At 50.3% G+C, this 24,343-nt stretch carries 23 protein-coding genes and 1 tRNA gene; 15 read left to right on the forward strand and 9 right to left on the reverse strand.

Annotated elements, in window-relative coordinates:
- Positions 1-116 precede the first annotated feature (116 nt).
- Positions 117-1,472 carry an aminotransferase class III-fold pyridoxal phosphate-dependent enzyme gene (locus Q7S09_04030; GenBank protein MDO8558325.1) on the forward strand — a complete coding sequence of 452 codons (1,356 nt, stop codon included), beginning with the start codon at positions 117-119 and terminating at the stop codon, positions 1,470-1,472.
- Between the two features lie 62 nt (positions 1,473-1,534).
- Here Q7S09_04030 and Q7S09_04035 read toward each other — a convergent pair whose 3' ends face one another.
- From Q7S09_04035 to Q7S09_04045, 3 genes are all read right to left on the reverse strand, one after another.
- Positions 1,535-2,104 (reverse strand): hypothetical protein, encoded by a 570-nt coding sequence (locus Q7S09_04035; GenBank protein MDO8558326.1) that lies wholly within the window; start codon positions 2,102-2,104, stop codon positions 1,535-1,537.
- Between the two features lie 425 nt (positions 2,105-2,529).
- A complete protein-coding gene (locus Q7S09_04040) occupies positions 2,530-2,946 on the reverse strand; it encodes an HIT domain-containing protein (protein ID MDO8558327.1) in 417 nt (138 codons plus the stop codon).
- A gap of 198 nt (positions 2,947-3,144) precedes the next feature.
- Positions 3,145-3,630 carry a hypothetical protein gene (locus Q7S09_04045; protein ID MDO8558328.1) on the reverse strand — a complete coding sequence of 162 codons (486 nt, stop codon included), beginning with the start codon at positions 3,628-3,630 and terminating at the stop codon, positions 3,145-3,147.
- 209 nt (positions 3,631-3,839) lie between these two features.
- On the opposite strand from Q7S09_04045, the gene Q7S09_04050 reads away from it, so the two are divergent.
- The gene (locus Q7S09_04050) at positions 3,840-4,217 is read left to right on the forward strand and encodes a hypothetical protein (protein MDO8558329.1); all 378 of its coding nucleotides are present in this window, start codon (positions 3,840-3,842) and stop codon (positions 4,215-4,217) included.
- A gap of 434 nt (positions 4,218-4,651) precedes the next feature.
- Here the strand turns inward: Q7S09_04050 and Q7S09_04055 are convergent.
- A tRNA-Leu gene (locus tag Q7S09_04055) sits at positions 4,652-4,732 on the reverse strand.
- A gap of 79 nt (positions 4,733-4,811) precedes the next feature.
- Between Q7S09_04055 and Q7S09_04060 the strand changes: the two genes are divergently transcribed.
- Together Q7S09_04060 and Q7S09_04065 are read left to right on the forward strand one after the other, a co-directional pair.
- A complete protein-coding gene (locus tag Q7S09_04060; GenBank protein ID MDO8558330.1) occupies positions 4,812-5,669 on the forward strand; it encodes an AAA family ATPase in 858 nt (285 codons plus the stop codon).
- A gap of 9 nt (positions 5,670-5,678) precedes the next feature.
- The gene (locus Q7S09_04065) at positions 5,679-6,704 is read left to right on the forward strand and encodes a ParB/RepB/Spo0J family partition protein (GenBank protein ID MDO8558331.1); all 1,026 of its coding nucleotides are present in this window, start codon (positions 5,679-5,681) and stop codon (positions 6,702-6,704) included.
- Positions 6,705-6,830: 126 nt separating this feature from the next.
- Here Q7S09_04065 and Q7S09_04070 read toward each other — a convergent pair whose 3' ends face one another.
- Together Q7S09_04070 and Q7S09_04075 are read right to left on the reverse strand one after the other, a co-directional pair.
- On the reverse strand, positions 6,831-6,998 hold the full coding sequence (locus tag Q7S09_04070; protein ID MDO8558332.1) for a hypothetical protein: 168 nt from the start codon (positions 6,996-6,998) through the stop codon (positions 6,831-6,833).
- A 105-nt stretch (positions 6,999-7,103) separates the two neighbouring features.
- Entirely contained in the window at positions 7,104-9,182 is a 2,079-nt protein-coding gene (locus tag Q7S09_04075) for a bifunctional (p)ppGpp synthetase/guanosine-3',5'-bis(diphosphate) 3'-pyrophosphohydrolase (GenBank protein ID MDO8558333.1), read from the reverse strand.
- 148 nt (positions 9,183-9,330) lie between these two features.
- Between Q7S09_04075 and Q7S09_04080 the strand changes: the two genes are divergently transcribed.
- The 6 genes from Q7S09_04080 (at position 9,331) to Q7S09_04105 (ending at position 16,018) form a co-directional block, all read left to right on the forward strand.
- Positions 9,331-9,753 (forward strand): hypothetical protein, encoded by a 423-nt coding sequence (locus Q7S09_04080; GenBank protein ID MDO8558334.1) that lies wholly within the window; start codon positions 9,331-9,333, stop codon positions 9,751-9,753.
- Between the two features lie 63 nt (positions 9,754-9,816).
- Complete coding sequence (locus Q7S09_04085; GenBank protein ID MDO8558335.1) at positions 9,817-10,782, forward strand: proline dehydrogenase family protein; 966 nt, start codon at positions 9,817-9,819, stop codon at positions 10,780-10,782.
- Positions 10,783-10,820: 38 nt separating this feature from the next.
- Positions 10,821-10,976, forward strand: coding sequence for a hypothetical protein (locus Q7S09_04090; protein ID MDO8558336.1), 156 nt, complete (start codon positions 10,821-10,823; stop codon positions 10,974-10,976).
- 32 nt (positions 10,977-11,008) lie between these two features.
- Positions 11,009-13,087, forward strand: a complete 2,079-nt coding sequence (locus tag Q7S09_04095) for a serine protein kinase (protein MDO8558337.1) — start codon at positions 11,009-11,011, stop codon at positions 13,085-13,087.
- A gap of 220 nt (positions 13,088-13,307) precedes the next feature.
- The gene (locus Q7S09_04100; protein ID MDO8558338.1) at positions 13,308-14,516 is read left to right on the forward strand and encodes a DUF444 family protein; all 1,209 of its coding nucleotides are present in this window, start codon (positions 13,308-13,310) and stop codon (positions 14,514-14,516) included.
- On the forward strand, positions 14,513-16,018 hold the full coding sequence (locus tag Q7S09_04105) for a SpoVR family protein (GenBank protein ID MDO8558339.1): 1,506 nt from the start codon (positions 14,513-14,515) through the stop codon (positions 16,016-16,018). Before Q7S09_04100 ends, Q7S09_04105 begins: the two co-directional genes overlap by 4 nt.
- A 341-nt stretch (positions 16,019-16,359) precedes the next feature.
- On the opposite strand, the gene Q7S09_04110 is transcribed toward Q7S09_04105, so the two are convergent.
- The gene (locus Q7S09_04110; protein MDO8558340.1) at positions 16,360-16,968 is read right to left on the reverse strand and encodes a hypothetical protein; all 609 of its coding nucleotides are present in this window, start codon (positions 16,966-16,968) and stop codon (positions 16,360-16,362) included.
- Between the two features lie 142 nt (positions 16,969-17,110).
- Here Q7S09_04110 and Q7S09_04115 point away from each other — a divergent pair, with 142 nt between their 5' ends.
- From Q7S09_04115 to Q7S09_04125, 3 genes are read left to right on the forward strand one after another with little or no spacing between them, the layout of a single operon-like run.
- The gene (locus tag Q7S09_04115) at positions 17,111-18,373 is read left to right on the forward strand and encodes a pitrilysin family protein (protein ID MDO8558341.1); all 1,263 of its coding nucleotides are present in this window, start codon (positions 17,111-17,113) and stop codon (positions 18,371-18,373) included.
- Between the two features lie 27 nt (positions 18,374-18,400).
- Positions 18,401-18,832 carry a hypothetical protein gene (locus Q7S09_04120; protein MDO8558342.1) on the forward strand — a complete coding sequence of 144 codons (432 nt, stop codon included), beginning with the start codon at positions 18,401-18,403 and terminating at the stop codon, positions 18,830-18,832.
- A 46-nt stretch (positions 18,833-18,878) separates the two neighbouring features.
- Entirely contained in the window at positions 18,879-20,453 is a 1,575-nt protein-coding gene (locus Q7S09_04125; GenBank protein ID MDO8558343.1) for a glycosyltransferase family 2 protein, read from the forward strand.
- 7 nt (positions 20,454-20,460) lie between these two features.
- Here Q7S09_04125 and Q7S09_04130 read toward each other — a convergent pair whose 3' ends face one another.
- Entirely contained in the window at positions 20,461-21,114 is a 654-nt protein-coding gene (locus tag Q7S09_04130) for a hypothetical protein (GenBank protein ID MDO8558344.1), read from the reverse strand.
- Between the two features lie 182 nt (positions 21,115-21,296).
- Positions 21,297-21,782 (reverse strand): hypothetical protein, encoded by a 486-nt coding sequence (locus Q7S09_04135; protein ID MDO8558345.1) that lies wholly within the window; start codon positions 21,780-21,782, stop codon positions 21,297-21,299.
- 175 nt (positions 21,783-21,957) lie between these two features.
- Here Q7S09_04135 and Q7S09_04140 point away from each other — a divergent pair, with 175 nt between their 5' ends.
- Positions 21,958-22,602, forward strand: a complete 645-nt coding sequence (locus Q7S09_04140) for a hypothetical protein (GenBank protein MDO8558346.1) — start codon at positions 21,958-21,960, stop codon at positions 22,600-22,602.
- Positions 22,603-22,718: 116 nt separating this feature from the next.
- Positions 22,719-24,071 (forward strand): hypothetical protein, encoded by a 1,353-nt coding sequence (locus tag Q7S09_04145; GenBank protein ID MDO8558347.1) that lies wholly within the window; start codon positions 22,719-22,721, stop codon positions 24,069-24,071.
- Positions 24,072-24,343 lie beyond the last annotated feature (272 nt).

A 24,343-nucleotide genomic window follows, 5' to 3' on the forward strand; every position in this document is an offset into this window, starting at 1 on the left:
CCCATAGCTAGACATCCGAAGACATTCGGATGTTTTGTTTTTTTGACTTTTTCTAGATAGCCGGCTATGATACGCCGTTGGTTCATTGAAATTATTCTTGATAGAAGGGGGTAGTAATGGTGACAAAAAGACCAATCCTCGAGATTCCCGGTCCAAAAGCCCGGGAAGTCATTGAACGACAGAAAAAGTACACGGCAACAACAACGGTGGATTCTCCTTTGGTAGCGAAGCGTGGAAATGGAGTTTGGCTTACAACTGTCGACGATCAATTGGTGCTGGACGGAACAAGTGGCGTTGGCGTCTCCGGTCTTGGTTACGGAAATGTCGGACTGATACGCGCGGTCATTGATGAGCTCATGAATCGCATTCCACAGTTTATCGCGAATGATTTTCCTGGGGAGACGCCTTCACTGCTTGCCGAGAAGCTCTCAACGTTCGTTCATGTGATAAAACCGTCCGGAGGCGTTGCAAAAACCTGTTTCGCGAATGATGGCACCGGCGCAAATGAAACGGCAGTGAAACTCCTCTTACATACCCAGCCGGGTAAAAATGTCTTTCTCGCATTCGTCGGCGCATTCCATGGACGCACCGGCTTCTCGCTTCCGCTCATGGGAAGCAAATCTATTCATACGCGGGATTTTCCGAAAGCCTATACGGTGCTCCATGTGCCATTCCCCGAACAGGGAAAGAGTTCCTGGTATGGAAACCGGGCTATTGAATGGGAGCGCTGCATTGATGCGTTCATAGAGCGGGAATACTTCGGCAGCGTGGTTGACCCAAAGAAAATCGCCGGCATATTCCTCGAGATAGTGCAGGGCGAGGGAGGAATCCGCCCCATATCGCCCGAAGGTTTGTGGCGCATAATAAAGCTCTCCAGAAAATATGACATTCCCATCGTGGTTGACGAGGTCCAGACGGGCTTCGGGAGAACGGGGAAGCTTTTCGCCTTCGAGCGTTATGATTTTGAGCCACATGTGGTCACCATGGCAAAGAGCTTCACCCAACTGGTCCCGGGGGGCGCTACGGTATTCGGAGAGCAGTATGATTTCAAGGAAGAGGGGGTTCATTCGGGAACATTCCAGGGAAATGCCATGGCGTGCCGGGCGGCACTGCAAGTCATCGCGGCGTTTGAAGACGGAAGCCTTCTTGCGCATGTAAACGAAATGTCGGGAGTTTTGAAAGATCTTGCGGACCGTTTTGCTTCATACGCCGAAAGAAAACTGCATGGCGCCGTCCGCGACGTGCGAGGACTCGGGCTTATGTATGGAATCGAGTTCGGTGATGCGAAATTTCGTGACGAAGTTTTGCATCGCTCTCTTATTCGCGGCCTCAACCTTATCGGTGCCGGCCACAAAGAGAAGAACCCGACGATCCGTCTTTTGCCGCCGCTTATCATTCGGAAGGCGGAACTAAAGGAAATGTTCGAAATCCTTCACGAAGCTTTCGATGCCACGGTAGATCTTATAAGATGATTGTTTTTACGAAAAACGCCGCAGAGAATGCGGCGCTTCTTTTTTGCAAGTTTTACTATTATTTATGCTTTTTCAACCCGTTCCACATATTCTTTTAAGGCGGTGTTCACACGAATAATGTCACCCTCTTCAATAAAGAGCGGCGCCTGTACAGTAAATCCTGTTTCCAATTTCACTGCTTTGGTCCCGCCTTGCGCGGTATTCCCCCGAATGGAGGGCGGAGCCTCTATGACCCTGAGGTCCATTTTAGGAGGAAGTTCGATATTCAAAATTTCTTCCCCGAAACGGATAGCATCTGCCTCACCGTTCGGTCTAAGGAACGAGGTTGTGTCGCCGAGTTGCTCTTGGCTGAAGGTGATGCGATTTTTTGGATTCCCCTTCTCATGGAATGTAAATTGTCCCCGGTGGCCGAACAGAAATACCACCTTCATGCGGTTGATATCGGCCTCCTCAAAAACTTCGCCTTGCTGGAAATTCTGTTCAAAAACCTGTCCTGTTTTGAGGTTCCGGATCTTTGTCTGCATAACAGGCCTTCTCTGTTGCATTTTTAGGTGATTTGACCAAAGCACCACATGCGGGTCCCCGCCGTAGACGAATAATGCCCCCGATTTGAGATCGTTTGTTCCGAGCATAGAAGAAAATTACACCCCACCTATTGTATCCGAACTTCCGTTTTTGGCAATACCGTTGGGCAGACAACCGAAGCGTCCATCGTCGCACGGCCAAGATTTTCTGTCTTCGCTGATGGCTAGGCATATTGCGAGCTGGGGATAGTAATGCCTATCCAAAAAGCTCGCGGCGTGCTATACTATAAACATGGTTCGTTATCATTAAGAATACGTTTATGGATGTCCAACAACAGGAATTCAACGCAACTCCTGTACTTATCAACCTAGGACTCTTTTTGATTATGGCAACCTATATGGCTGCCGCCCTAGGTTTCGTGCTTGCGCGCTAGGCGCCGAGCACTAAAAAAATCGAGCGCCGCTCCCATGAGAGCGGCCTCTTTTTTATTTCATCTCTAGGCTTGCTCAATAAGACTCACTACGGCCAGTCATCAATTTTTCAATACTTCTTCAATTCTTAATTTAATTGCCCCTACTACCTCTGCCGGAGCAGAAAAGCCATGGTCAGTTTTGTAGTTATGGCCGTACAGCCCGTCCTCGAAAAAGATTCCTTCAAACTCTTTCGGTTTGGCATAACGCGGAATGAAGTGTCCATGTAAATGCCTTGTCTCGTTACCAAGGAAGGCATAGTTCAGCCAATCCGGCTGAAATGCTTTTTGAATTGCGCCCCCGAGTTCTCTTAGAACAACGAACAGCTCTCGCTGTTCTTCTGGAGTTGCGTCGGCCAAATCCAAAGCATCCTCTCGGTTACACCAGACGACACAACGCCCAAGATAGCTTTGATTCTGATGAAGGAAAATTGACCAGTATGTATAGTCCTTAATTTTATATTTTGAAAAATCTTCCATAGATTATGGTAAATATGCGTAGTTTGTTATGGATTGGTGCGGCGGGAGAGAGCGCTTGTCCTGAGCTCGTCGAAGAGATGTTTGAACGATGCTCGCTCCAGTCATTTTCTCTGACGGAGCAGCTCCCCATTCACTCGTAATGGTTTAATGGCTTGGAATCGCCCGAACCAGAGAAGCGCTATGTAAAACAAAAACGAACTATTTAGCGCCCGCCTGACGATTCCTATTCCAGCCCCAGTCGTCCCAGTATTTTGAAATTAAAGACCTCCCCTCTTTACTATCCAAAATAAAATAAACAGCGGCGTCATCTTGTTTTTCGCCTTGCGAAAATGCGCGGAATTCCAAACTCCTCGGGCTTTCTTTCGATACGTGTGTAATGCCTAGCTGTTTCGCACGCTTAACGGTTTTATCCACGAGCTTGTCAACCACAAAATAAGGAAGCACCCCGACAGGCGGAAGCTCTAACTTTCTTGATTCTATCCATAAACCCATGACTTCTTTTAGTTTTTCCGGTGTTTCTGCATTATGTCGATCAACCGCCTCCTGCAGGGTTTGCGGCATTTTGTCCGACCGCTTCTTTTTGCCAGAAGACTCGTCTGGCAACCCGGCCCCAGCCGTTCTTTCCAATTCTTCCCTTAATTCTTCGGGGAGGTGCTTCGCCCAAGGTGAGAATTCTTCTTTCATGTTTATTGATAGTTATGTTCTTGTACGCACGCTAAAAATCAGACTATAACTACTAGATTGCCTCACTAAAATCAATTGTTGGTGCAGTATTCTTGAATTAGTCCGAACGCATTTTTCCGAAAAAATCCCCTCGAGAAAATTCGGAACGGTGGCGGAGCTGCGCCGCTGACAATTTCAAGTTTTTCTTTGGCGGCAAATTATTTTAAAGGATGAAAAAAACTAAAAGCAAAAAGCTTGTAAAAATAAGTTCCTGTATCGAAAAATACTTTATTATGGGCTTCCGCAGATTAATTTTGTTGATTGGAAAAAGTGGAAAAAGATCTGCATTATTGAGAGCATCTAAAACTAAATGGGCTAGATACGCAAAGCCAAATATTAAACCAATCCCTTTATCTAATATGAGAACTAGTATGGAAATAGCCGCCCATGAGAATACGTTGTGTAAAAAACGATGGTCACCCCTGGGATCGCGTCGCTCCATCATGGCAACTGCCAGTTTTTTGGGTTTGAATAAAATTCCATGTTTGAAATATGATATTACATGGTCCAAATCAATTGCCATTGAACCAATTAGTGAAGCTGGATAATTACCCGTTAGCTTACCTATAATTAGACCCGCAATGAAGTGTGTTGGTAATAGCATACGTGTTAATTATCTCAAAAATAAAATGATTAAAAAATTTTCTTCCCCCAAATCGGGAAACCGTGAATTCGTTTTTACCCCCAAAATTGAATACAAATTAGTCGCCAAGCAAGGCGAACCTTTCAAACTTACAATTTCCTTTTTGGTGCCGCGGGAGAGAGTCGAACTCTCATGAGGTTATCCTGGGCGGATTATTATTTTTCAGAAACATCGTAGCCGCCCGCGACATCTGAAATCGTTCAGATGTCGCCCCTCGCAGCATTTTGAGTGCTGTGCGTCTGCCATTTTCTCCTGGGCGACCGACCATTTTCAAGAAGCATTGTAGTCGCCCGCGAAATGGTCTCCCAGACCATTTCTCCCACCTTGGCGCACCCAATGTGCCCGGGAGAGGAGTCGAACCTCCATGCCTTGCGGCACACGATTTTGAGTCGTGCGTGTCTGCCATTCCACCACCCGGGCGCTCAAACAGATACGTTTATTCTACTGAATTTTTTCGTATTGTCAAAGCGTGGTTTTCTTGTTACACTGGGTGAGTCGTATGCCAAAAATCATATCAATGGTAAATCAAAAAGGGGGCGTCGGGAAAACGACGTCCTGCGTGAATCTTTCGGCATACCTTGCGGCGCTTGGCAAGCGAGTTCTTATTGTTGATATTGATCCGCAGGCGAACGCTTCAAGCGGCATCGGCATACGCCACGAATCGCTTGAAGCGCATATGTACCACGTACTCATCGGCGAAGCGCATCCGGAAGGCGTCATACGGCACACGTCGCTTTTTTCTTGCGACCTCCTGCCATCGGCTCCGGATCTTGCCGGAGCGGCCATCGAGTTGGTTTCGATGCCCAATCGCGAATTCAAGTTACATGAAGCCCTCAAAAATATCGTTACCCCCTATGATTACATTCTCATTGATTCCCCCCCCTCGCTCGGTCTTCTTACGGTAAACGGCCTTGTCGCCGCAGACGAGATCATCATTCCGGTACAATGCGAATACTATGCCCTGGAAGGACTTGGACAACTGCTTAAAACCGTTGAGCTTGTGCGCGAACACCTTGAAAAAGATATTAAAGTCATGGGTGTTCTGCTCACCATGTATGATCGCAGAAATCGCCTTGCGCGTCTCGTAGAAAAAGAGGTTCGGCGCAATTTCCCGGGGTATGTTTTCGATACGGTCATTCCGCGCAACGTGGAGCTGGCGGAGGCGCCGAGTTTCGGTAAAACCATCTTGCAGTATGAGCCCGCAAGCCGCGGCGCGCGCTCGTATCGCCAGCTGGCGGAGGAATTTTTGAGAATTGATGTTGCGCCATCCCCTTCGCCCGAAACGGTGAAAGTCTCCGAAATCCCCGTTGAAGCTGGGCGCGAAATACAACCTCCGGCTACTCATCTAATGATTTAATGCACATCGATGAATAAATCAATTCTTGGAAGGGGGCTTTCGTCCCTCATTCCACAAAAAAATACGGGTGCCGCTTCTCCAAACAAGGAAAACGAGAAAACGGAACAACCAAAAAATGAGGCTCCGGGCGTTCCAAAAGCCGACGGACGAATTGCGGAAAAAGCTCTTTCGGCGTCCTTTGGACGCTCCGGTACAATAGATTCAAAAATAAAAACAGCCGATGAAAGCGTATTTTATATAGAAGTGGAGAAAATACACCCGAACTCCCAACAACCCAGGCGCGATTTTGACGAAGAATCGCTTAAGGACCTTGCCGAATCCATCCGAAGACACGGCATCATACAGCCGCTCATAGTTACCAAACACGAACACCAGACGCCGCGAGGGCAGGAAGTATTTTATGAACTTGTCGCAGGAGAACGAAGGCTTCGCGCGTCCAAACTCTCCGGCCTCAGACATGTACCGGTCATCATTCGCGGGGTTACCGAGGAACAGCAAAAGCTCGAGGTAGCCCTTGTGGAGAATCTGCAACGGCACGACCTGGGAGCGCTGGAAGAAGCACGCGCCTTTCGAAAACTTATGGACACGTTCGGTCTCACGCAACAGGAGGTGTCGCTGCGCGTGGGTAAATCGCGACCCTCCGTTGCCAACGCAATGCGGCTTTTGGACCTTCCTCAAGAGATGCAGAAAGGTCTTTCGGAAGGAAAAATAACCGAAGGGCACGCACGGGCATTATTGGGGCTGAAAGATGTAATGCATCAACTATCATTATATAAAGATGTTGTGGAGAAGAACTTGAGCGTGCGAGAGGTTGAGGACGTGGTGCGCGAGGAGGCGGTAAAAGTCGGGACTCGAAAAGCAAAAGAACCGCGCGTACCAGACCCGGAAGTGCGCGAATTCCAAACAAAGCTTGCCGATGCCTTAGGCACGCGAGTACACGTGAAAGGGAAAGTGAGCCGCGGAAAGATTGTGGTGGAATTCTATAGCCGCGAGGAACTGCAAAATATCATCGGGAAGATAGCCGGAGAAAAATAAGCTTTTTTCTACCTCATAGCTGTCGGTGCCAATAATACGCTATAGCGCATTATTGGCACCGTACGCTTCGCGCGCAATAAAACTTCAGAAAAAGAAAATGCCTTCTTACAAAGAAGGCATTTGCGGTCATCCGGACAATACAACGTCCGTTATGTCATTTTCGGAAACATTCTCGTACCCCGCAGGTAATTCGACGATCTCGCCATCAAATATCGTAACGCGCCTCATCGCACGGCCATCCTGCAGGCTGATGTCAACGATCTGATACCCCATGCCGGATTCCGGCATCCTCACAAGCTTATCTCTCCACTTCCCTTTTAATATGAGCTCCAATTTCGACCTCCTTTCCGAATTTCATTCTAAAGTCTGGCACATTTTCTGATGCGTCTCAACAATATATTAAACGCGCTCAACGGAAAACACGTTCTTGACCGACCTAATATCGCCGATAAGTTCCGTCAACTCATCCATGCTCCGCACCTCCACCGTCACAATCTGCACCCCCTCGCCGTCAGGCGTATCGTAGGCGGTAAGAGACAAAATATTGAAGCCGGATTTCGAAATAGTTTCGCTTACGTCTCTTAACAGGCCAACGCGGGTTTGTCCACGCACCTTGATGGTCGCCGGATGCAGAGCAAGCGCATCTTTCTGCCAGGAGACGGGTATATGCCGTGGGGCTTTCGCTTTTTTTAGATTCGCGCAGGCCGCCTTGTGAATGGTGATGCCGCCCTGCACCGTCGTGTATCCTTCGATCGCTTCGCCGGGCAATGGAGAACAGCATTTGGCAAGACGCGTCAGAACCCCATGCATTCCTTTTACAACAACTCCTATGCCATCTGGAGAAGAAGTCGGCTTTTTCTCCTTTGACTGCGCCGCCATCTCTTCGGGCATCAATTCAATCTTTTCAGCACGTTCCTCTTCTTGATCTATTACATCGCGTCTCTTGATCCACGCGGTAATTTTCTTTCTTGCTTCGGATGTTTTTATGAAAAACAGCCAGTCGCGGCTTGGCTGGGGGTCTTTGCGCGTCATAATTTCCACAAGCATGCCGCTCTCCAGCGCCTGAGAAAGGGGAATGATGCGCCCATCCGCTTTGGCTCCTGCGCAGCGGTGTCCGATCTCCGAATGTATAGCATATGCAAAATCAACAGCGGTCGCGCCGACCGGCAGGTCAATGATATCGCCTCTCGGGGTGAATACGAAAATCCGCCTTTTAAGGAACTCAAGCTTCAGCGCATCCACGAATTCTTTAGACCCCTTGGCGGCTTTCTGCCATTCTTGAAGCTGATCGATCCATTTAAGTTTGCTTCCGAGTCCTGCGTTGAGAACTTTTTTGGATGTCCTTTTTTCTCCCTGGCGTTTTTTATAATGCCAATGGGCGGCAATGCCGTATTCGGCCTCCTCGTGCATTGCGGGCGTACGGATCTGAAACTCGGTAATGCGCCCGTCCACACAGAATACCGTGGTATGCAAACTTTGGTATCCGCTGCCTTTGGGAAGCGCAATGTAATCCTTGATGCGTCCCGGGAGCGGCGTGAAATGTTTATGCAATACTCCCAGCGCCCGATAGCATTCTTCGACGCTTTTTACAATAATACGAAGCGCCACCAAATCGTGAACCTTTCCCAGGTCCATATCGTGTGCAAGCAGTTTTTGGTAGAGAGACCAGTAATGCTTCGGGCGCGCGTGCAGTTCCAGGGGCACAAGATCGTCGGCGGCAAGATGTTCTTTTATAATAGGAACTACTTTTTCTGCATACGCCTCGCGCTCCGCATAAACCTTATCTATCCTCTGTAGGAGCCATTCATATTCCTTCGGATGCAGATGCGGGAAGGCGAGGTCCTCCAGTTGCCCCTTCCATTCACCCATGCCCAGACGACTCGCGAGCGGCGCATAAATATCCATGGTCTCCTGCGCGACTCTTTGGCATTTTTCGGTCGTACACGTGCGCAGCGTTTGCATGTTATGAAGCCTGTCGGCAAGCTTGATGAGCGCTACACGGATGTCCTGGGCAGTTGCAAGAAACATTTTCCGCAAAGTTTCGGTGCGCGCCGCACTACCCCCGGTGGGAATTTTTTCGAGCTTGGTGACGCCTTCCACAAAAAAAGCGACTTCTTCTCCGAAGATTTCTCGGATCTCATCAATCGTGACGGGAGTGTCTTCCGCAACATCATGCAAAAGTCCCGCTACAACCGTCGAGGTATCCATGCCCACATCGGCAAGCAATGAGGCAACCGCCGTCGGATGCGTAATGTAAGGCTCGCCGCTATCGCGCTTCTGGCTTTGGTGGGCTCTTGCGGCAACGTCATACGCGCGCTCAATCGTTTCCGCGTCAAGATGCGGATTTTTTTTTATAACAACAATGAGTTGATCCTTGGTCATACCAAATACTAGAGCCCAATGCAAGAACGCATGCCCCCACCGGGCTTCAATGATGAGAAGCGAAGCGACGAAACCCCGTGCTACGCCGCAGGGCATGGCGCAAAGTTCTGGTGCCGAACACGCCTTTCTCTTCTACTGTATCCCCGATGGGGACACGTTGACAAGTATGGCGTTTATCATATAATGAGCGCTCGGATGTTTTTTGAAAATCTTATTATCGTCTTGTCATCGGAACGGAGGGACAATGCTCTACATTATTTTTGCGGCAATCGCGCTTGGAGCGGCGTCCCGGTTTTTATGGCTGCAATATCACAGAAAGCCCGGAGACGCATTCCACGCCAAACGCGGAATTACCATAACCCTACTTGCCACCGCCGCGCTCTTCTCTATTGAATACGCGCTGTGGAACAACATTGTGATACTTTTCAAGTATCTGCCGCTTCTTGTGCTGCATTTGTTTTTTGCCATTCCAACGCTCATCGCACTTGGCGTCATTACGGCAACCGGTATTGCAACCTATCGCACAACGTTCCGTACAAAACGCGAAGAACATGACCGGCCCCTGCCCGCGCGCACGCATCGGTTTCTTGCAAAATACTTTTGGTATGCGTGGATTGCAACAATCACCACCGGCCTTATGTTTTTCGTCGCCTCTATCCGCTCATAGCTCCTTTTTCCGGGGGCTTTTTGTATTTCGTCACTACGCTTGCGTTTTTCCTAAAAATGCGCCATGATAATTCTTCCGTTGTTTGACAATTTTGCAGGCAAACAGGGGCAAAAGAAGGGAGACGAGATGATGCGTGCCCTATTGATAGAACTTTCGAGAAATAAATGGATAGCCCGCCGGGTCACGAAAAATGGATGGGCTTGCCGTATGGCGCGCAGATTCGTTGCGGGCGAGACCCTCGAGGATGCTATTGGGACGGCAAGACGTCTCAATTCCGAAGGACTTGCCGTGAGCCTCGACTACCTCGGGGAGCACGCGCAAGGTCGCGAGGCCGCCCATTGCGCTGGACTTACCTATCTCCGGATTCTTGAGCGCATCGCAAATGAGGGGCTTGACGCGAACATTTCCGTAAAACTCACCCAGCTTGGACTCGAGGTGAACGACGATCTGTGCGAAGAGCTTATCACCTCGCTCTGTGTCCATCTGCGTGATTCTTCCCAAATAGTGCGCGTCGACATGGAGGGTTCCGCTTACACCCAGCGAACGATTAATGTCGTAAAAAATGTTCTACAGAGAATGCCATCAATCGGTATCGTCATCCAGGCGTATCTGTACCGCAGCGAGCACGACATTGAAGAACTTTTAAAGCGCGGCTGCCGGATACGGCTTTGTAAGGGCGCGTACCGGGAGAAGCCGAATATCGCGTTTCCCAAAAAACGAGATGTGGATGCAAATTTTTTGAAACTTATGAAAACGCTTCTTGCAAGCGGCGTCTATCATGGCATCGCCACGCACGATGAAAACATGATCGAGGCGACAAAAGACTTTGTTGAGACACGCGGAATCAAAAAAGATGCATTCGAGTTCCAGATGCTCTACGGTATTCGAGGAGATATTCAAAAAAAACTAGTGCACGACGGCTATCGCGTACGCGCATACGTTCCCTACGGAACGGAGTGGTTTCCGTACTTCATGCGGCGGCTGGCCGAACGCCCCGCGAATCTTTTCTTTCTTCTCCGCAATCTCTAAATAACTGACGGGCCATAAACCCTCATCTCGGCGTACCCATGCGCCGATTTTTATTTATTCCGCAAAAAACCGATACTATGGGCATCGGTGCCCGCCCCACCCTTGACGAACAATCCCCAACGGGGCTTGAACATCCCTGGGCTTTACTTGTTATGCAGGATTATGCTAGAGTGCAGATGTTATTTTCCAAGTGAATACTCAGAAAAAATCGTAAAGGAGGGTCTCCATGAAAAACGAAATCCCGAACGACATTAACGGACTTTTGGAACATGACCGAAGCGAACAGGGAAAGAAGGTCTTTCGCGGAACTTGCCGCGAATACCTGGATATTGTGCGGGCTAATCCTGGGATCGTGCGACTTGCCCACGCTACCGTCTACGATCACGTTATCATGGCGGCCGGCGTAACCACCGTCGACGTTGAAAAGGACCCGCGCCTGCGTCGGCTTTACAGCGCGGAAACCTTGCGGGAACTTAATTTTTTCAAAGATAAATTTTTCGGAATTCGCGATACGGTGGATGCTATCGGACGCTACTTCCAGGGAGCCAAAAATCGTGGCGAGGAGTCTCGACAGATCCTCTACTTCGTGGGGCCCGTCGGATCTGGAAAAACTTCTTTGGTTGAAGAATTAAAGAAGGGTATGGAGAGTGCGCCGCCCGTCTATGCCGTCAAGGATTGTCCGCAGCAAGACGCCCCGCTCCTTCTTATCCCCAAGCACCTGAGAAAAAAGATGGAGGGGCTGCTCGGCGTGAGAATTGAGGGAGATATTTGTCCCGTCTGCCGCTATCGCCTCACCGAAACCGACAAGATCGAACGGCTAACCAAGGATTGTTTCGCGAACGAGAAGTGTCTCATCGACAACGACAAGAAAAAAGGAGTCGACTGGCCGGCGTTCTGGAAAATGTATCATCAAGAGTTCGATTATCGTGACGAGGCGGGGAATGTGCTTTGGGAAAAGTATCCCGTGGAAATGGTTTCCTTCTCCATCCGTGCTCGGCGCGGTATCGCTTCGGTCCCGCCGACCGACCCGAATAATCAGGATACCAGCGTCATTTTCGGCGATATCGATATTTCCAAGATCGACCGATATCCGGAAGATCATCCGCTGGTATTGCGTCTGAACGGCGCCTGTAACCGCGGAAACCGTGGCATTGTGGAATTCATCGAGATCTTTAAGAACCCGCCGGAGTTTTTACATCCGGTCATTACCGCTACGCAGGAGAAGGCCATTCCTTCGCCGGGCAAAACCGCAATGATCTATTTTGACGGCGTTATCATCGCCCACTCCAACGAACCCGACTATAACAAGTTCATTTCCGACAATTCCAACGTCGCCATCCAAAATCGCGTCTACCCCATCCGCGTTCCTTATGCGATCGAAATTTCCGAGGAGACCGCGATATACGAGAAGTATCTGAAAAGCACCGATTTCAAAGGAAGCGTCGCGCCACACACTCTGGAGGTCGCGGCGATGTTTTCGGTGCTGACGCGTTTGAAGCCGTCGCAGAAGTGCGATCTCTTGACAAAGTTGTATCTGTATGACGGCCGCGCAGTCATCGAGAAGGGACAGGCCAAGCGCATTGATATTTCGGAATTGAAAGAGGAAGCAACGAACGAGGGCATGTCTGGCATTTCCACGCGCACCATCTTCAAAGCCATCGATTATGCCATCTCCATGAGCGATCATGATTGCATCAATCCGCTTACTATCCGCGAGGCTATCATGGAAATGCTCAAAAAAGAGCACCTTGCCGATGATATGCGTATGCGATACGTGGAAGAAATTCTGCGCGGGATCGTACACAAGGAATATCTGAAGATCCTGGAAAAAGAAATCACTCGCGCCTACGTGCATGCATACGAGGATCGTGCCGAAACATTCTTCCAGAATTACTGGGATAACGTAGCGGCCTGGTGCCTTCACAAAAAGGTCAAGGACCGCGCTACCAAGGAAGAGCGCGATCCGGATATCGCCAGCATGTCGGCAGTCGAGGGGCAGCTTGGCCTTTCCGGAGGAGCTACCGAAGGATTCCGGCACGATTTCATTGCCTACGCGCAGGAAGTACTTCGCGGAGGAGGAAAGCTTTCATACAAGAGCTATGAGCCGCTTAAGGAAGCCATTGAGGGCGTGCTTACCGCATCTCTCCGCAAGGAAGCCCGTATTATTACCGGGGCAACCGCGCGCGACGATGAACAGGGTAAGCGGTACGACGCCATGATCGAACGTATGCGAACAATCGGATACCATCCGCACTGCTCGGAAGTGATTCTCCGATATGCGTACAATAACGTCTGGAAAGACTAATCTTTCCTGAAGTTCGGAGCCAAGACCGCTTGGCTCTTTTTTATTTCCAAGCGATCGGGCAGCGCATAATAATCTCCGTTTTGACGTCTAGAGAGCGCAGGAGCCCGAGAGCTTAATTTCCTTTATTTTTCCGTCCGCCGTTGACGGCGGGCAGGAAATCCCCTACCCTTAATAGGATATTGTTCATTGCCAATTTAAGACAAGTTTGACAGGAGGCCATATGGCTATATTCCGAGATTCTTCCAGAGAAAGCGACCGGGGCGCAGAAGACCGCGCCAGGCACCGAGAGCTCGTACGAGAATCGGTTCAGGAAAACATCGGGGATATCATCGGGGAAGAAGATATCATCGGCGTATCCGGAAATAAGAAAATCAGAGTTCCCATCCGTGGTATCAAGGAGTACCGTTTCGTTTACGGAGAAAACGGTGGGGGCGTTGGCGAGGGCAAAGAAGGCATGGAGCCCGGTGACACCTTCTCTAAGCAAGGAGGGAAGGGCCGTATGCCGGGACCCGGCGGAGACGATCCCGGCGAGGAAATATATGAGACCGAGATCTTTCTCGACGAGCTTCTTGATATTGCCTTCGAGGACCTCATGTTGCCGGAAGAAGCGAAAAAGAGGCTTCGGGAGATCGAAGTAGAACAGCATGCCAAACGCTATGGCTACCGAAAGGCCGGACCCCCGCCGCGCCGATCAAAAAAGCGCACAGCGAGAGAACGGCTGAAGCGCAAGAAGGCAACCGAACGCGCAACGCTGGAACGGGCAGAAGACCAAGCCTTGTCTCCCGCCACACCCCTGGACGGCCAGGAAGAACATTTTCCCTTCCACAATCAGGACCTTCGGTATCACTACGTAAAGAAAACGAAGCGCCGTGAATCGAACGCCGTGGTGTTTTGCGTCATGGATGTTTCCGGTTCCATGGATATTACCAAAAAATATCTTGCGCGCATGTTCTACTTCCTGCTCTATCGATTCCTAAAAACGAAATACGCGCGAGTAGAAGTGGTGTTCATCGTACACCACACCGTGGCCCGGGAAGCCACCGAACAGGAATTCTTCCACCACGTGGAATCCGGCGGCACCCATATTTCCAGCGGCGCCATAAAGGCGCTTGAGATCGTCGATGAGCGCTTTGACCCCACGGTATGGAATATTCACTACTTCCACTGCTCCGATGGCGAAAATTTCGAGCATGATAACCCGGCAGCGATCAAAGCGTTTCGCCAGCTGACCGATATTGCCAATCTCGTTGGCTATGGAGAGATCAAGCCGGAAACGGGATTTGACTGGGGAAGCATCACGCCAATCCTTGAAAAAGAAATTCGCGCGGATAACTTTGCCGTAGTAAAAATCCGAGATCGGAAAGATCTCTGGAAGGCATTCAAAGAACTTCTCTCCAAGGAGCAGCTGGATCGGAGGAAAACATCATGACCGACTGGACCATAAAAGACTTGGAACGTTATGAAGAGGCCATTTCCAAGATCGCCAAAGAAGAGGGGCTGAACTGCTTTGAACAGGAGTACGAGATATGCGACCATGCGGAGATGATCGGCTATATGGCCTACAACGGTATGCCCGCCCACTACCCGCACTGGTCTTTTGGGAAATCATTCGAGCGCAGTGAGACTCTGTACCGCTACGGCGTGCAGGGCCTGCCCTACGAGATGGTGATCAACGCCGACCCATCTCTTGCCTACCTCATGCGCTCCAATTCTCTTGCATTGCACATTGTGACCATAGCGCATGCGGGATGTGGTCATAATGATTTCTTCAAGAATAATCGATGCTTCAGGCACACCCGACCCGAGTATACGATGCAGCGCTTCAAGACACATGCGGACCGGGTGCGCGAATACACCAAAGACCCAAGCATCGGACGCCGACGCGTAGAGCAGGTGCTGACCGCGGCGCACGCCTTATCGCTGCATCGGAGGCGAAACATTGAAGCGCCGCGCCTGAATCAAGCCGAACAGCGCAAACGACTATTTGAATCTGCTCAGCCGCGAAAAGACGAGTGGACCGACATCCACTCTCGGCCCGACTATAAGACCCCGGATCTATCACGTGTCCCGCTTGAGCCGGAGGAGGACATCCTGCTTTTTATCAGGGACTTTAATCCGTCCCTTGAATCTTGGGAAAAAGACTTGCTTACTATCGTTGCCGAGGAATCCGATTACTTCTGGCCGCAGATAGAAACCAAGATCATGAACGAAGGGTGGGCAACCTACTGGCACTATAAGATTCTGAACAGCCTGAAACTTCCTCCAGAATTGCACCTGGAATTCCTTAAACTGCACAATCAGGTTATCGCGCCGCACATCGGCTCAATCAATCCCTATCGTCTGGGATTTGAGCTTTTCAAGGATATTTACCGGCGGTGGGAGAATCCCACGCCGGAAGAGAAGGAGAAATATGGTCTGTCCGGCGGCGAGGGAAAATCGAAAATATTTTCCGTGCGCGCAGCCGAGCGCGATATTTCCTTTCTGCATCAGTATCTGACGGAGGAGTTCCTACGCCGCTTCTTTTTCGTCGAGTACGCCGAAGATGAAGAAGAAATTATGATCACCGACACGGTGGATGAGCATAACTGGCAAGATTTTCGCGGCCAGATCGTGCAAAACACTGGATCAAACTCCATTCCCGATATTCGGGTATACGACAGTAACTTCAAAAACGCCCAAACGCTACTTGCCCTGCACTGCTTTGACGGGCGCGAGCTCCACCCCGAATACGCCGCCCATACGCTGCGTCACTTTCAGACGCTTTGGCGCAGGCGGGTACATCTTTTAACCTGGAATCTCCGGGAAAAAGCATGCTGGCTCTACACCACGGATCCGTCCGATAAGATAACCCAGCATAAACATTGCGAATCTCCCGATTGCCCATTGCGAAAATGGCTGAAAGAGCGTGGGCAGGAGCACTTGATATTGTAGTGCGCTTGCTTCGAGCCCGGAATCGTCCGGGCTTTTTTATTGCTTCGTCTCCGACGGTGTCGTCGGAGCAACGAACAATAAACCCCGCACCAATTCTTTGCAATGACTTTTGCACAACAAGAAGAGAATAGCAGACGATACCGAGGAATCTGGTTATAGCCGCTACGCGCGTATATGTCGGAATTTGGCGTGGGGTCTTTTCCAAAATGACATCCTCCCCGGACTCCGCTTCGCTGCGTCCGGGGTTTCCTGGTAAAGAAAAAACGGGCGTCTCGGCGCCCGTATAGTGTTCGTCCCGTTAGAAGTAGTCCCGCTAAACGGGACGCGACTTTTAGCGGGGTTCATAAATCCGTGATGATGATTTTTTTGAGATCTTCCGCAATCTCCGGAAGAAGCATGATGCTGTGTTCCTCAAACCACTGGCGGCTTTGTTCATTGTCACGCGCAAGATGTTTCCGGCACATCCGAAGAACCTCGTCAATGTTGGCTCTCCAAAGATAACTCGCACGGATCTCGGCAAGCACCGAAACGTACGGCGCAAGATCCGAACCAAATACTCGAAAGACGGAATAATTCATGTCGCTCATCGGCACTCGTTCGGCCAAAAGTGCGTATGCTCGCTCTCCAACATCAACATAAAATTTCACGCCAAGTTGCGAATGCCGCACAAGATACGGTCCGAGAAATCCCGCGGCAAGAAGCGATGCATCTGCAATACCGCGAATGTTCTCGGTCTCTGCAAGAGGTTTTCTCCGAAAGACATATTCTCTTAGCTTGATGAGTAGTCCCTCCTTGGCAATCTTTGTTTGATGGTCCGGAGAAAATTGCTCAAGAAGCTCGGCAAGATACCGTTCGATTTTCGGATCTTCCTTGAGGCCCAATTGGTGCCACGTCCGGTCAACCGCCTCCAAAAAGAACCTAAAAGACCTTGTAGCTCCCTCAATGTGCATCTTCGGTCTCCTTTTGTGTCAATGTACGCACTCAACTATTTTACCATACCGCTTACCGGAAAACTTTGCAATTTTGACAGTTGTTCCGGTGCTTGGTATGTTTCGTCTGTTACCTTGAAAATCCGTATAAGAGGAGTTCTCGATGCAAACAAGAGATCCATTGAAGTTCAGGAAAGCTTCACTCTCCAATGGTATTACGGCATACCTCAACCTTGCATTGCCAATCAATGGCGTATTGCTGGGCATGGTATTTCCGGCGGGAAGCCGAGACGACGAGATGGGCAAAGAAGGTTGCGCGCACTTTACGGAGCATATGCTATTCAAGGGCACGAGGCGCTTCCATGACAAGGTTGCAATTGCCGCACCCATCGAGCGCTGCGGAGGCCACGTGGAAGCCTGCACCATGGCTGAGAAAATGATATTTGGGGCAAGGGTGCTATCTGAAGATATTGAAACCGCGGCAATCGCCCTTAACGACCTTACGGTCCACGCGCTCAACCGTCAAAAAGACTTTGTAAAAGAGCGGGGAGTCATCTCCAAAGAATGGAAGGAGTACTTCTCTGACGCGGATGCCTATGCCGTAAAGCTGCTTCACGGCCACCTCTTTAAAAATCATCCGCTTGCCCACTCGATCATCGGAGAAAAAAAGACCATCAGGGCGCTCACGGTTGCCGACATCCGTAATTTTTATGACCGCTTCATCCGCACAGGACCCTTTACGCTTTTTGCTATCGGCGGGGCAAACACTTCACAAGTTATGCGCACTCTTGAAAAAGTTTTCGGCAAGCGGCGAGTTGCGCCTACTCTCCGAAAACCGTCTGCGCTATCTGCGGTGGCTCCTGCGCGCATCAAAGTCAACGATATGCCCTATCCACAGACTTTCGTCTTGCTTGGAACTCGCATGTTCCCCGCAAGAGACCGGAAGCGCAGTGTGGCCATGGATGTCCTTACCATTATGCTACAGGATGGCATATCTTCCCCCTTATTCATGGCCCTGCGTGAACCAAAAAGGGGAGCGGGACTTGCGTACAGCTTTAATTTCTCCTGTTGCGGTCATACGGAGGCAAGCCTTGCCGCCTTCGGCGTGATGACAAGCTATAAAGATGTCAATCGCGTCACACGGGTATTCCACGAAACCCTCGCAAAGGTCGTAACAGATGCCTCCAGATTCAAGGAGGTTAAAACTGCCATTGTAAAGAGCGGACAGCTCGAAGAATGGGAAGCGGGCGAAATACTTGATGCCGCATCATATGCCGTTGTCGAATGCGGTGAAGACCCCCGCCCCACAAGCGCATACTTCGATGATGTATCGCGGGTTACCATGGAAGATGTAGCGTTTTTAGCGAATGAGTATTTGATGCCGGAACATTTTACCACCGTTGTGGTAAGGGGGTCGGTCACATGAGCGAATTTCCGGAGAAAGGAGGAGTGTATGCATCGCGACACGATTGAAGAGGAAAAAATTTCCCACGCACTTGATTTCGCAAGTTGGTACTTTACGCTTTTTGTCGATATCCTGAGTGCCGATGTTTACACGATACAATATCGGAATCTGAAAAAGTCTCGGGTGGTCGCTGACAGAGTATGCGTGGGACAAACCGTTTTCGACACCCATGCCATTCTCATAGACCGCAGAAGGGGCGACGCAACCAGAACCCTCGTCCATGAACTCTGCCATGTGGTGCTAGAGCCTCTCGTTGAAGATTTTCATGAACTTATTACAGAGAATCGCGTGACCTACCTTGAAACCCTCTTATGGGAAGCATTTAGCGACCGGCAAAAAAGAGTTTTGCGCGCCTTTCTTCCCCTCGGACGCAGAAAATCAGAGATCAAAATAAGAAAGAAAAAGTCCAAGCGAGCCTAGATCACCTGCTCGCTTTTTTGTTTGAAAATGCGTATAATGATGACTGATGCATATTGAGATAAAAGATCGGCTGTATCTTCGCATCGGCAAAGCATCAGACGTTCAAAACCCGCGCGAGCGGGTGTTTTACCGAATTTTAGAGATGCTTCCCGGCGTGCTTGCGTGGGGAACTCTTTTGGGGGCCGTTCTTGCCTCTTGGTTTTGGCCGATGGGTGCGGCGATCTTTATTATTCTCTTCGACGTTTACTGGCTTTTAAAAACAATATTTTTTTCTCTACATCTCGTTTCCGCTTATCGAAGAATGAAAGAGAATCTTGCGACGGACTGGATGCAAAAACTCCACGTTCTGCGGCTTCCTTCATCGCGCCTACCAAGCCTTGGGGCATGGCGCGACGTATACCATCTTGTTATCCTCCCCTTTTATGATGAACCGGCGGAGCTTATCCGCTCATCCCTGGAGGCCCTGAGAACCTCCCGCTATCCTCTTGAAAGACTCATTGTGGTGCTTGCATCCGAGAATCGCGCGGGAGAGCTCGGCAAAAACATTGCCGTCCTTATGGAGCAGGAATTTGGAAAATCATTTTTTAAGTTTCTCATCACCGTGCATCCGGCAAACATCGCGGGAGAAATCGCCGGCAAGGGCTCAAATGAGGCCTGGGCGGGCAGAGAAGCACAAAAACTCATTGATGCACTACGCATTCCCCACGAACACGTGCTCGTCTCGGTGTTTGATAGCGACACGAGAGCGCATCCGGGATACTTTGGCTGTCTTACCTGGAACTTTCTTACGGCCCAAAATCCCCTGCGTTCAAGTTATCAGCCGGTGCCGGTATTCACGAACAACATCTGGGAGGCGCCTTTTTTCTCGCGCGTGGTTGCTTCCAGCTCAACATTCTGGCACATGATGAAACAGGAGAACGAAGAACGCCTAACGACATTTTCTTCTCATGCCATGAGCTTTGCGGCTATTGTGAAGATGGATTTTTGGCAAACGAATATTGTTTCGGAGGATTCGCGCGTGTTTTGGCAGGCACTGCTTGCTTTTGACGGTGATTATAGAGTCGTTCCGCTGCATTATCCGGTTGCAATGGACGCATGTCTTGCGCACACGCTTTGGCAGACCGCGCGCAACCAATACAAACAGCAACGGCGCTGGGGATGGGGCATAGAAAATGTACCGTACACGCTATTCGGGTTTTGGAAGAATCCTGCAATTGCCCTGCGGAAAAAAATCCGCTACGCGTTTATGCAGATCGAGGGATTTTGGTCGTGGAGCACGAACGCGATACTCCTTTTTGTTCTCGGCTGGCTTCCTCTGGCGCTCGGCGGCGAAGTATTCAATCGCACCGTGCTTTCCTATAACTTGCCACTCATTGCCCGCACGCTCATGTCGCTCGCGCTTGTGGGCATGTTCGTGTCTACCGCAATAAGCTTGCTGCTTCTGCCCAGACGCCCCGAGCGCTACGGAAAGAAAAAAACCGCTGCAATGGTCTTGCAATGGCTCTTCCTTCCGATCTCTGTTATGGTTCTGGGTGCCTTTCCGGGACTTGAAGCGCAAACACGCCTCATGCTTGGCCGTTATATGGGATTTTGGGTAACAGAGAAGGCGCGCAAGGCCTAGAATCATTTTATTCACCGTTGAGGGTAAGCGTGGATAAAATTTGATTATAGCGATCAACTGCCGACTGAAAAAGCTTTTCTCCCTCCACGTTGAGTCCGACCTCGTAGACGCCGCTCGTTATTTTTAGATAGCGATGCAGTCCCATATAGTTGATCTGACGGTTGTCCTCGCGCGCCTCCCAAAAAATTCTATCGTTCACCTGAACATACCGCATGCCCGAAACGACGCCGCTGTTTGCCGTGATATTTTCCTGCTCGTCCTTCCAGAACTCTTCCATAGAGGCATAGGGCTCTCTGCCCAGAGGTATTTTTTTTCTTGTGAGCGTAATAAGGGATTGCTTCCCTTCGGTCTCGTCGCGTGAGAGCGTCAGTATCGCAAAATCAGATTCCGCCTGTCCGCGAAGCGACACGCTCTCCGGATATTTCACAGAGAATCCTAGCTTTTCATTTAGGTATTCCTTCCACCCATCGGTGTTTACTTTCACTAAAATGCGTTCCTGCGGCGCATCCGACCCCGGGGACGCTGAAGGACCGGGGAAAGATCCTCCCGTTCTTTTGAAATACTGCTGGAGCAAAACTCCAAAAATAAGTATGGCTATCGCCGCAAGCCATGCCTTTTTCGCATTTGAAAATAAGTTGAGTCCGGATTGGATTTCTGACATGGGTTGATTGTGCTGGCCGTATGCCGCCTCTAAAGACTCTGCCCATTTGCAGCCCCGGCAGAAGATGGGAATTGATTGCGCCCGGTCTTTTTGGGTGCGCTCGGCCGATAAGTTGCGTCGGCATTTTATTCTTAAAAGATTCTAATGCGGCAGCCCATTCTTGTCCAGCCCCCATACAAATCTTATAGATCACGGATCTCCCACATATGAGTAACGATGTTCTTGACAAAAGTGATGTTCTGCGCGCGATAAACATATAATACCTCATCCGAGCTTATATTTTTCTTTTCCCACAAAGACGGGATTTTCGAGAGCTCCTCGTGCATGGCCGCAAGTCCTCCGCCAGCCTTGATCTGCCGAAGACTTTCCTCCCAACCTTGCCGGCGCGGAATCACGAAATACCTGCTCGCAAGCTCTGTATCGCCGCTCTTAAGCGCCTCAAGAAACATCACAAATGTTTCTTCGGGGGTAGGGCCGCCCTGCGCACCGTTTTCCGCAAGCTCCGCGCCGCTTGCCCCCGCTCCGACGGAAATAGATTTTTCGTTTTCTCCCCCCGCGGGCTGCTGCTCAACGCGATACTCTCTTTTCACCACAAGCACGATAAGCACAAGTATCCCCAGAGAACCGAATACAAGAATATGGAATGTGTTATGCCAGCGAGTGAGCATGTTTCTTATTATACGATAAGATGGGATGCTCTGCGATATTATATTAAACAAAATGACGAGTGTTAATTTTTTAGCTTACTTTAGCCATTTTTCTTGCTATTGACAAAAGGTTGTTTAACATGGTAGAATTTAAACACTGGTTCTTCACAAAAATGTCTAGACAAGGAGGAATGGCATGCCGAAATCAACGTCGGTTGAACTGGCAGACACCCGCGGTTTCGGTCCACAGGTGTGGGCCAAGCTCGGGGGTGTGAACGTCCCCGACTCACACGGATGCAGGGGTGGGGCTTTCGCTTCTTACATCGGATGCGAGGATGCTCGCGAAGACGAGGAAGTCGCGCGTGGCCTTGACCCTCTCCGACCGGGCTTTGTGCCCATGGAGGAGTTCGGGGAACACGAGAGCCTGTATTTTGAGAGTGCGGAGGAAAAGTGGAAGAAGGAGGATTGTTCCACAATCCGCATTCAGGGGGCTGCAAGCGCGGCAATCGCAAACGCCGCCCTGAAGTATCCCGAACTTCTGCCCACTATTTATGAACAGGCGGCGGAATTCGGGGGCAACGGGCAACGGCAAAACGAGATCCTCGCCCTCCTGGTCGAGGTAACGCGGAAAATCGTCGTTCAGAAAGGGGCGAGGGCTGTTATCCGAATCCTCTCCACCACATCCTTCGGCGAGCGGGAAATGTGCTATACCGCCCTCGAGCGGTTTGCCGGGCAGGAACTCGCCCGGCAGAGACATCCCCGTAACGGAAAGTTGGAGCGGGGGTTTGCCTGCGGTATCATGTCGGCGCTCGGCGTCGACATGCGCCACATACTACGCTAAAACCAAGGGAATCAACTCAACGGAGGCTCGCAACGCGAGCCTCCGTGAACTTTTTATAGCATGGTTTTTGTCCCGATTCCTTCTGGTTTTTCGCGGTTTATGATAAAATGGAAAGAATGGCGGATAAGCAGCATATCGAAAAATCGTATACGGAAGAAGGCCGGGATACCGGGTCGTTTTTCGTGCGTACCATGAAAAAAGACATTGAACGCCTGAGGCAGGGATTGCCGATTCACGAAAATACCGTGACCGGCAAAGTTCTGCCGCCGCAGCGATACGATACGCCGCAAAAACTTGCCACAACCGTGCAGGCGCATAGTCCCGTTGAACAGCCACCGAAAGAATCCGCCACGACCATCCCGGGAGTTGAGGCGGCAAGACCCCAAATAAACCCTGCCCCACAAGAAGAAGTGCGTGCCGCATCGCGCCAAATTCCGCCCATATCTCAAAGACCATTTCCATTGCAGGCGCCACCGTGGCAAGAGCGTCCGATAGAAACCATACAGCCCCAAGCGCGCCCCGCACAGCCCCAAGTTCCCCGAACGGGAAAGATGGAGATAGAAAAAACCCAAGCGATAGAACCGGCCCTTACGCTATTCCAACGCATATTCCCTACACGAAAACGCCTCGCCGTAGTTCTTTGTGTCACGCTGGCGCTGTTGACGCTGGGGATATATGCTCTTTTTGCCTATTTTGGAAAGCCCCTTCCGGGAACACGCTTTGTATTCTCCGACCCGACGCCCACGCCATTCTCCGTAAAAACGCCTTCTCCATCCCCGACAACTCCAGAGGTTGTAATAACGCCCACCTCAATATCAACGCCGACTCCTTCTCCATCTCCAGGGCCCCTGGCGCGCACTCCACATCTCCCTATAAGCCGCCTTGCGCTGGTCGATCTTCCGGAAAGTGCGACAAAGCTAGACCTTGCAGAACAGCTCACCGGCTTTGCAAATATCAGCCAAAATCCGGGAGACTTCACGCAAGTCATTGTCCGCCACGAATCAACCGAGACGCCCTTCGGAGCAAGTGAGTTGTTTCAATTCTTTGGCATCTCTGCGCCCGAAGGGTTTTTCGGCGAGCTTTCCCAAGACATTACGCTTTTCTTCTACGCGCCGCGAGAAACCGGAACACTTTCTATCGGCCATTCAGCTCCGGCGCATTTTGGCATACTTATACCCGTCAGGGGTTCCGTGAATATCTTTGAAGAAAAGCTGAAAACATGGGAAGCGACGCTCGGCGGAGACATCGCGCCATTTGCGTTTGGCAGAGAGTGGATGTTGGGCCAGAATCCGCTCTTTGAAAGTAATCTTTATCAGGGCACGCTCATACGCTACCAGAATTTTCCGGATCCTTACATTGCCGCCGACTATGCCGTCTTTGAAGGCTCGGATCCTCCCCTATTTATTTTCACCACGTCTCGGGAAAGCATATTTTCAGTTATTGGCGCGCTGAACTACCGGAATGAGTAAGGGCTTTGTCTGCGTTTCGGAGCGTCTTGTCGCGAACGAAACGCAGGAACAAAACCTTACCCCCACACTCATCCCGGCAAGACATTCTCGATGTATGTAGCTGGAAAGGCGAAGCCGCCTTCGGCTCTCGGCCCTATATATCGAAAAGCTCTCGTAGCCACATACACGAATGAGGGGCTTAAGTTTCAAATGGTTTTAGGCCCACTCAAGTTTGAACCAAGTAAGAGGGGACGGAGACCACAAGTGCCGGTTGCAACGATTTAAACCAAGAC

Source organism: bacterium (genome assembly GCA_030649025.1).
Taxonomy (GTDB): Bacteria; Patescibacteriota; Minisyncoccia; order JAUYLV01; family JAUYLV01; genus JAUSGO01.

What these genes read in the sequence shown, in the direction of transcription:
- Q7S09_04030 (MDO8558325.1), top strand. Translation starts at nt 117, where the DNA reads ATGGTGACAAAAAGACCAATCCTCGAGATTCCCGGTCCAAAAGCCCGG.
- Q7S09_04035 (MDO8558326.1), bottom strand. Translation starts at nt 2,104, where the DNA reads ATGCTCGGAACAAACGATCTCAAATCGGGGGCATTATTCGTCTACGGC.
- Q7S09_04040 (MDO8558327.1), bottom strand. Translation starts at nt 2,946, where the DNA reads ATGGAAGATTTTTCAAAATATAAAATTAAGGACTATACATACTGGTCA.
- Q7S09_04045 (MDO8558328.1), bottom strand. Translation starts at nt 3,630, where the DNA reads ATGAAAGAAGAATTCTCACCTTGGGCGAAGCACCTCCCCGAAGAATTA.
- Q7S09_04050 (MDO8558329.1), top strand. Translation starts at nt 3,840, where the DNA reads ATGAAAAAAACTAAAAGCAAAAAGCTTGTAAAAATAAGTTCCTGTATC.
- Q7S09_04060 (MDO8558330.1), top strand. Translation starts at nt 4,812, where the DNA reads ATGCCAAAAATCATATCAATGGTAAATCAAAAAGGGGGCGTCGGGAAA.
- Q7S09_04065 (MDO8558331.1), top strand. Translation starts at nt 5,679, where the DNA reads ATGAATAAATCAATTCTTGGAAGGGGGCTTTCGTCCCTCATTCCACAA.
- Q7S09_04075 (MDO8558333.1), bottom strand. Translation starts at nt 9,182, where the DNA reads ATGCCCTGCGGCGTAGCACGGGGTTTCGTCGCTTCGCTTCTCATCATT.
- Q7S09_04080 (MDO8558334.1), top strand. Translation starts at nt 9,331, where the DNA reads ATGCTCTACATTATTTTTGCGGCAATCGCGCTTGGAGCGGCGTCCCGG.
- Q7S09_04085 (MDO8558335.1), top strand. Translation starts at nt 9,817, where the DNA reads ATGATAATTCTTCCGTTGTTTGACAATTTTGCAGGCAAACAGGGGCAA.
- Q7S09_04090 (MDO8558336.1), top strand. Translation starts at nt 10,821, where the DNA reads ATGCGCCGATTTTTATTTATTCCGCAAAAAACCGATACTATGGGCATC.
- Q7S09_04095 (MDO8558337.1), top strand. Translation starts at nt 11,009, where the DNA reads ATGAAAAACGAAATCCCGAACGACATTAACGGACTTTTGGAACATGAC.
- Q7S09_04100 (MDO8558338.1), top strand. Translation starts at nt 13,308, where the DNA reads ATGGCTATATTCCGAGATTCTTCCAGAGAAAGCGACCGGGGCGCAGAA.
- Q7S09_04105 (MDO8558339.1), top strand. Translation starts at nt 14,513, where the DNA reads ATGACCGACTGGACCATAAAAGACTTGGAACGTTATGAAGAGGCCATT.
- Q7S09_04110 (MDO8558340.1), bottom strand. Translation starts at nt 16,968, where the DNA reads ATGCACATTGAGGGAGCTACAAGGTCTTTTAGGTTCTTTTTGGAGGCG.
- Q7S09_04115 (MDO8558341.1), top strand. Translation starts at nt 17,111, where the DNA reads ATGCAAACAAGAGATCCATTGAAGTTCAGGAAAGCTTCACTCTCCAAT.
- Q7S09_04120 (MDO8558342.1), top strand. Translation starts at nt 18,401, where the DNA reads ATGCATCGCGACACGATTGAAGAGGAAAAAATTTCCCACGCACTTGAT.
- Q7S09_04125 (MDO8558343.1), top strand. Translation starts at nt 18,879, where the DNA reads ATGCATATTGAGATAAAAGATCGGCTGTATCTTCGCATCGGCAAAGCA.
- Q7S09_04130 (MDO8558344.1), bottom strand. Translation starts at nt 21,114, where the DNA reads ATGTCAGAAATCCAATCCGGACTCAACTTATTTTCAAATGCGAAAAAG.
- Q7S09_04135 (MDO8558345.1), bottom strand. Translation starts at nt 21,782, where the DNA reads ATGCTCACTCGCTGGCATAACACATTCCATATTCTTGTATTCGGTTCT.
- Q7S09_04140 (MDO8558346.1), top strand. Translation starts at nt 21,958, where the DNA reads ATGCCGAAATCAACGTCGGTTGAACTGGCAGACACCCGCGGTTTCGGT.
- Q7S09_04145 (MDO8558347.1), top strand. Translation starts at nt 22,719, where the DNA reads ATGGCGGATAAGCAGCATATCGAAAAATCGTATACGGAAGAAGGCCGG.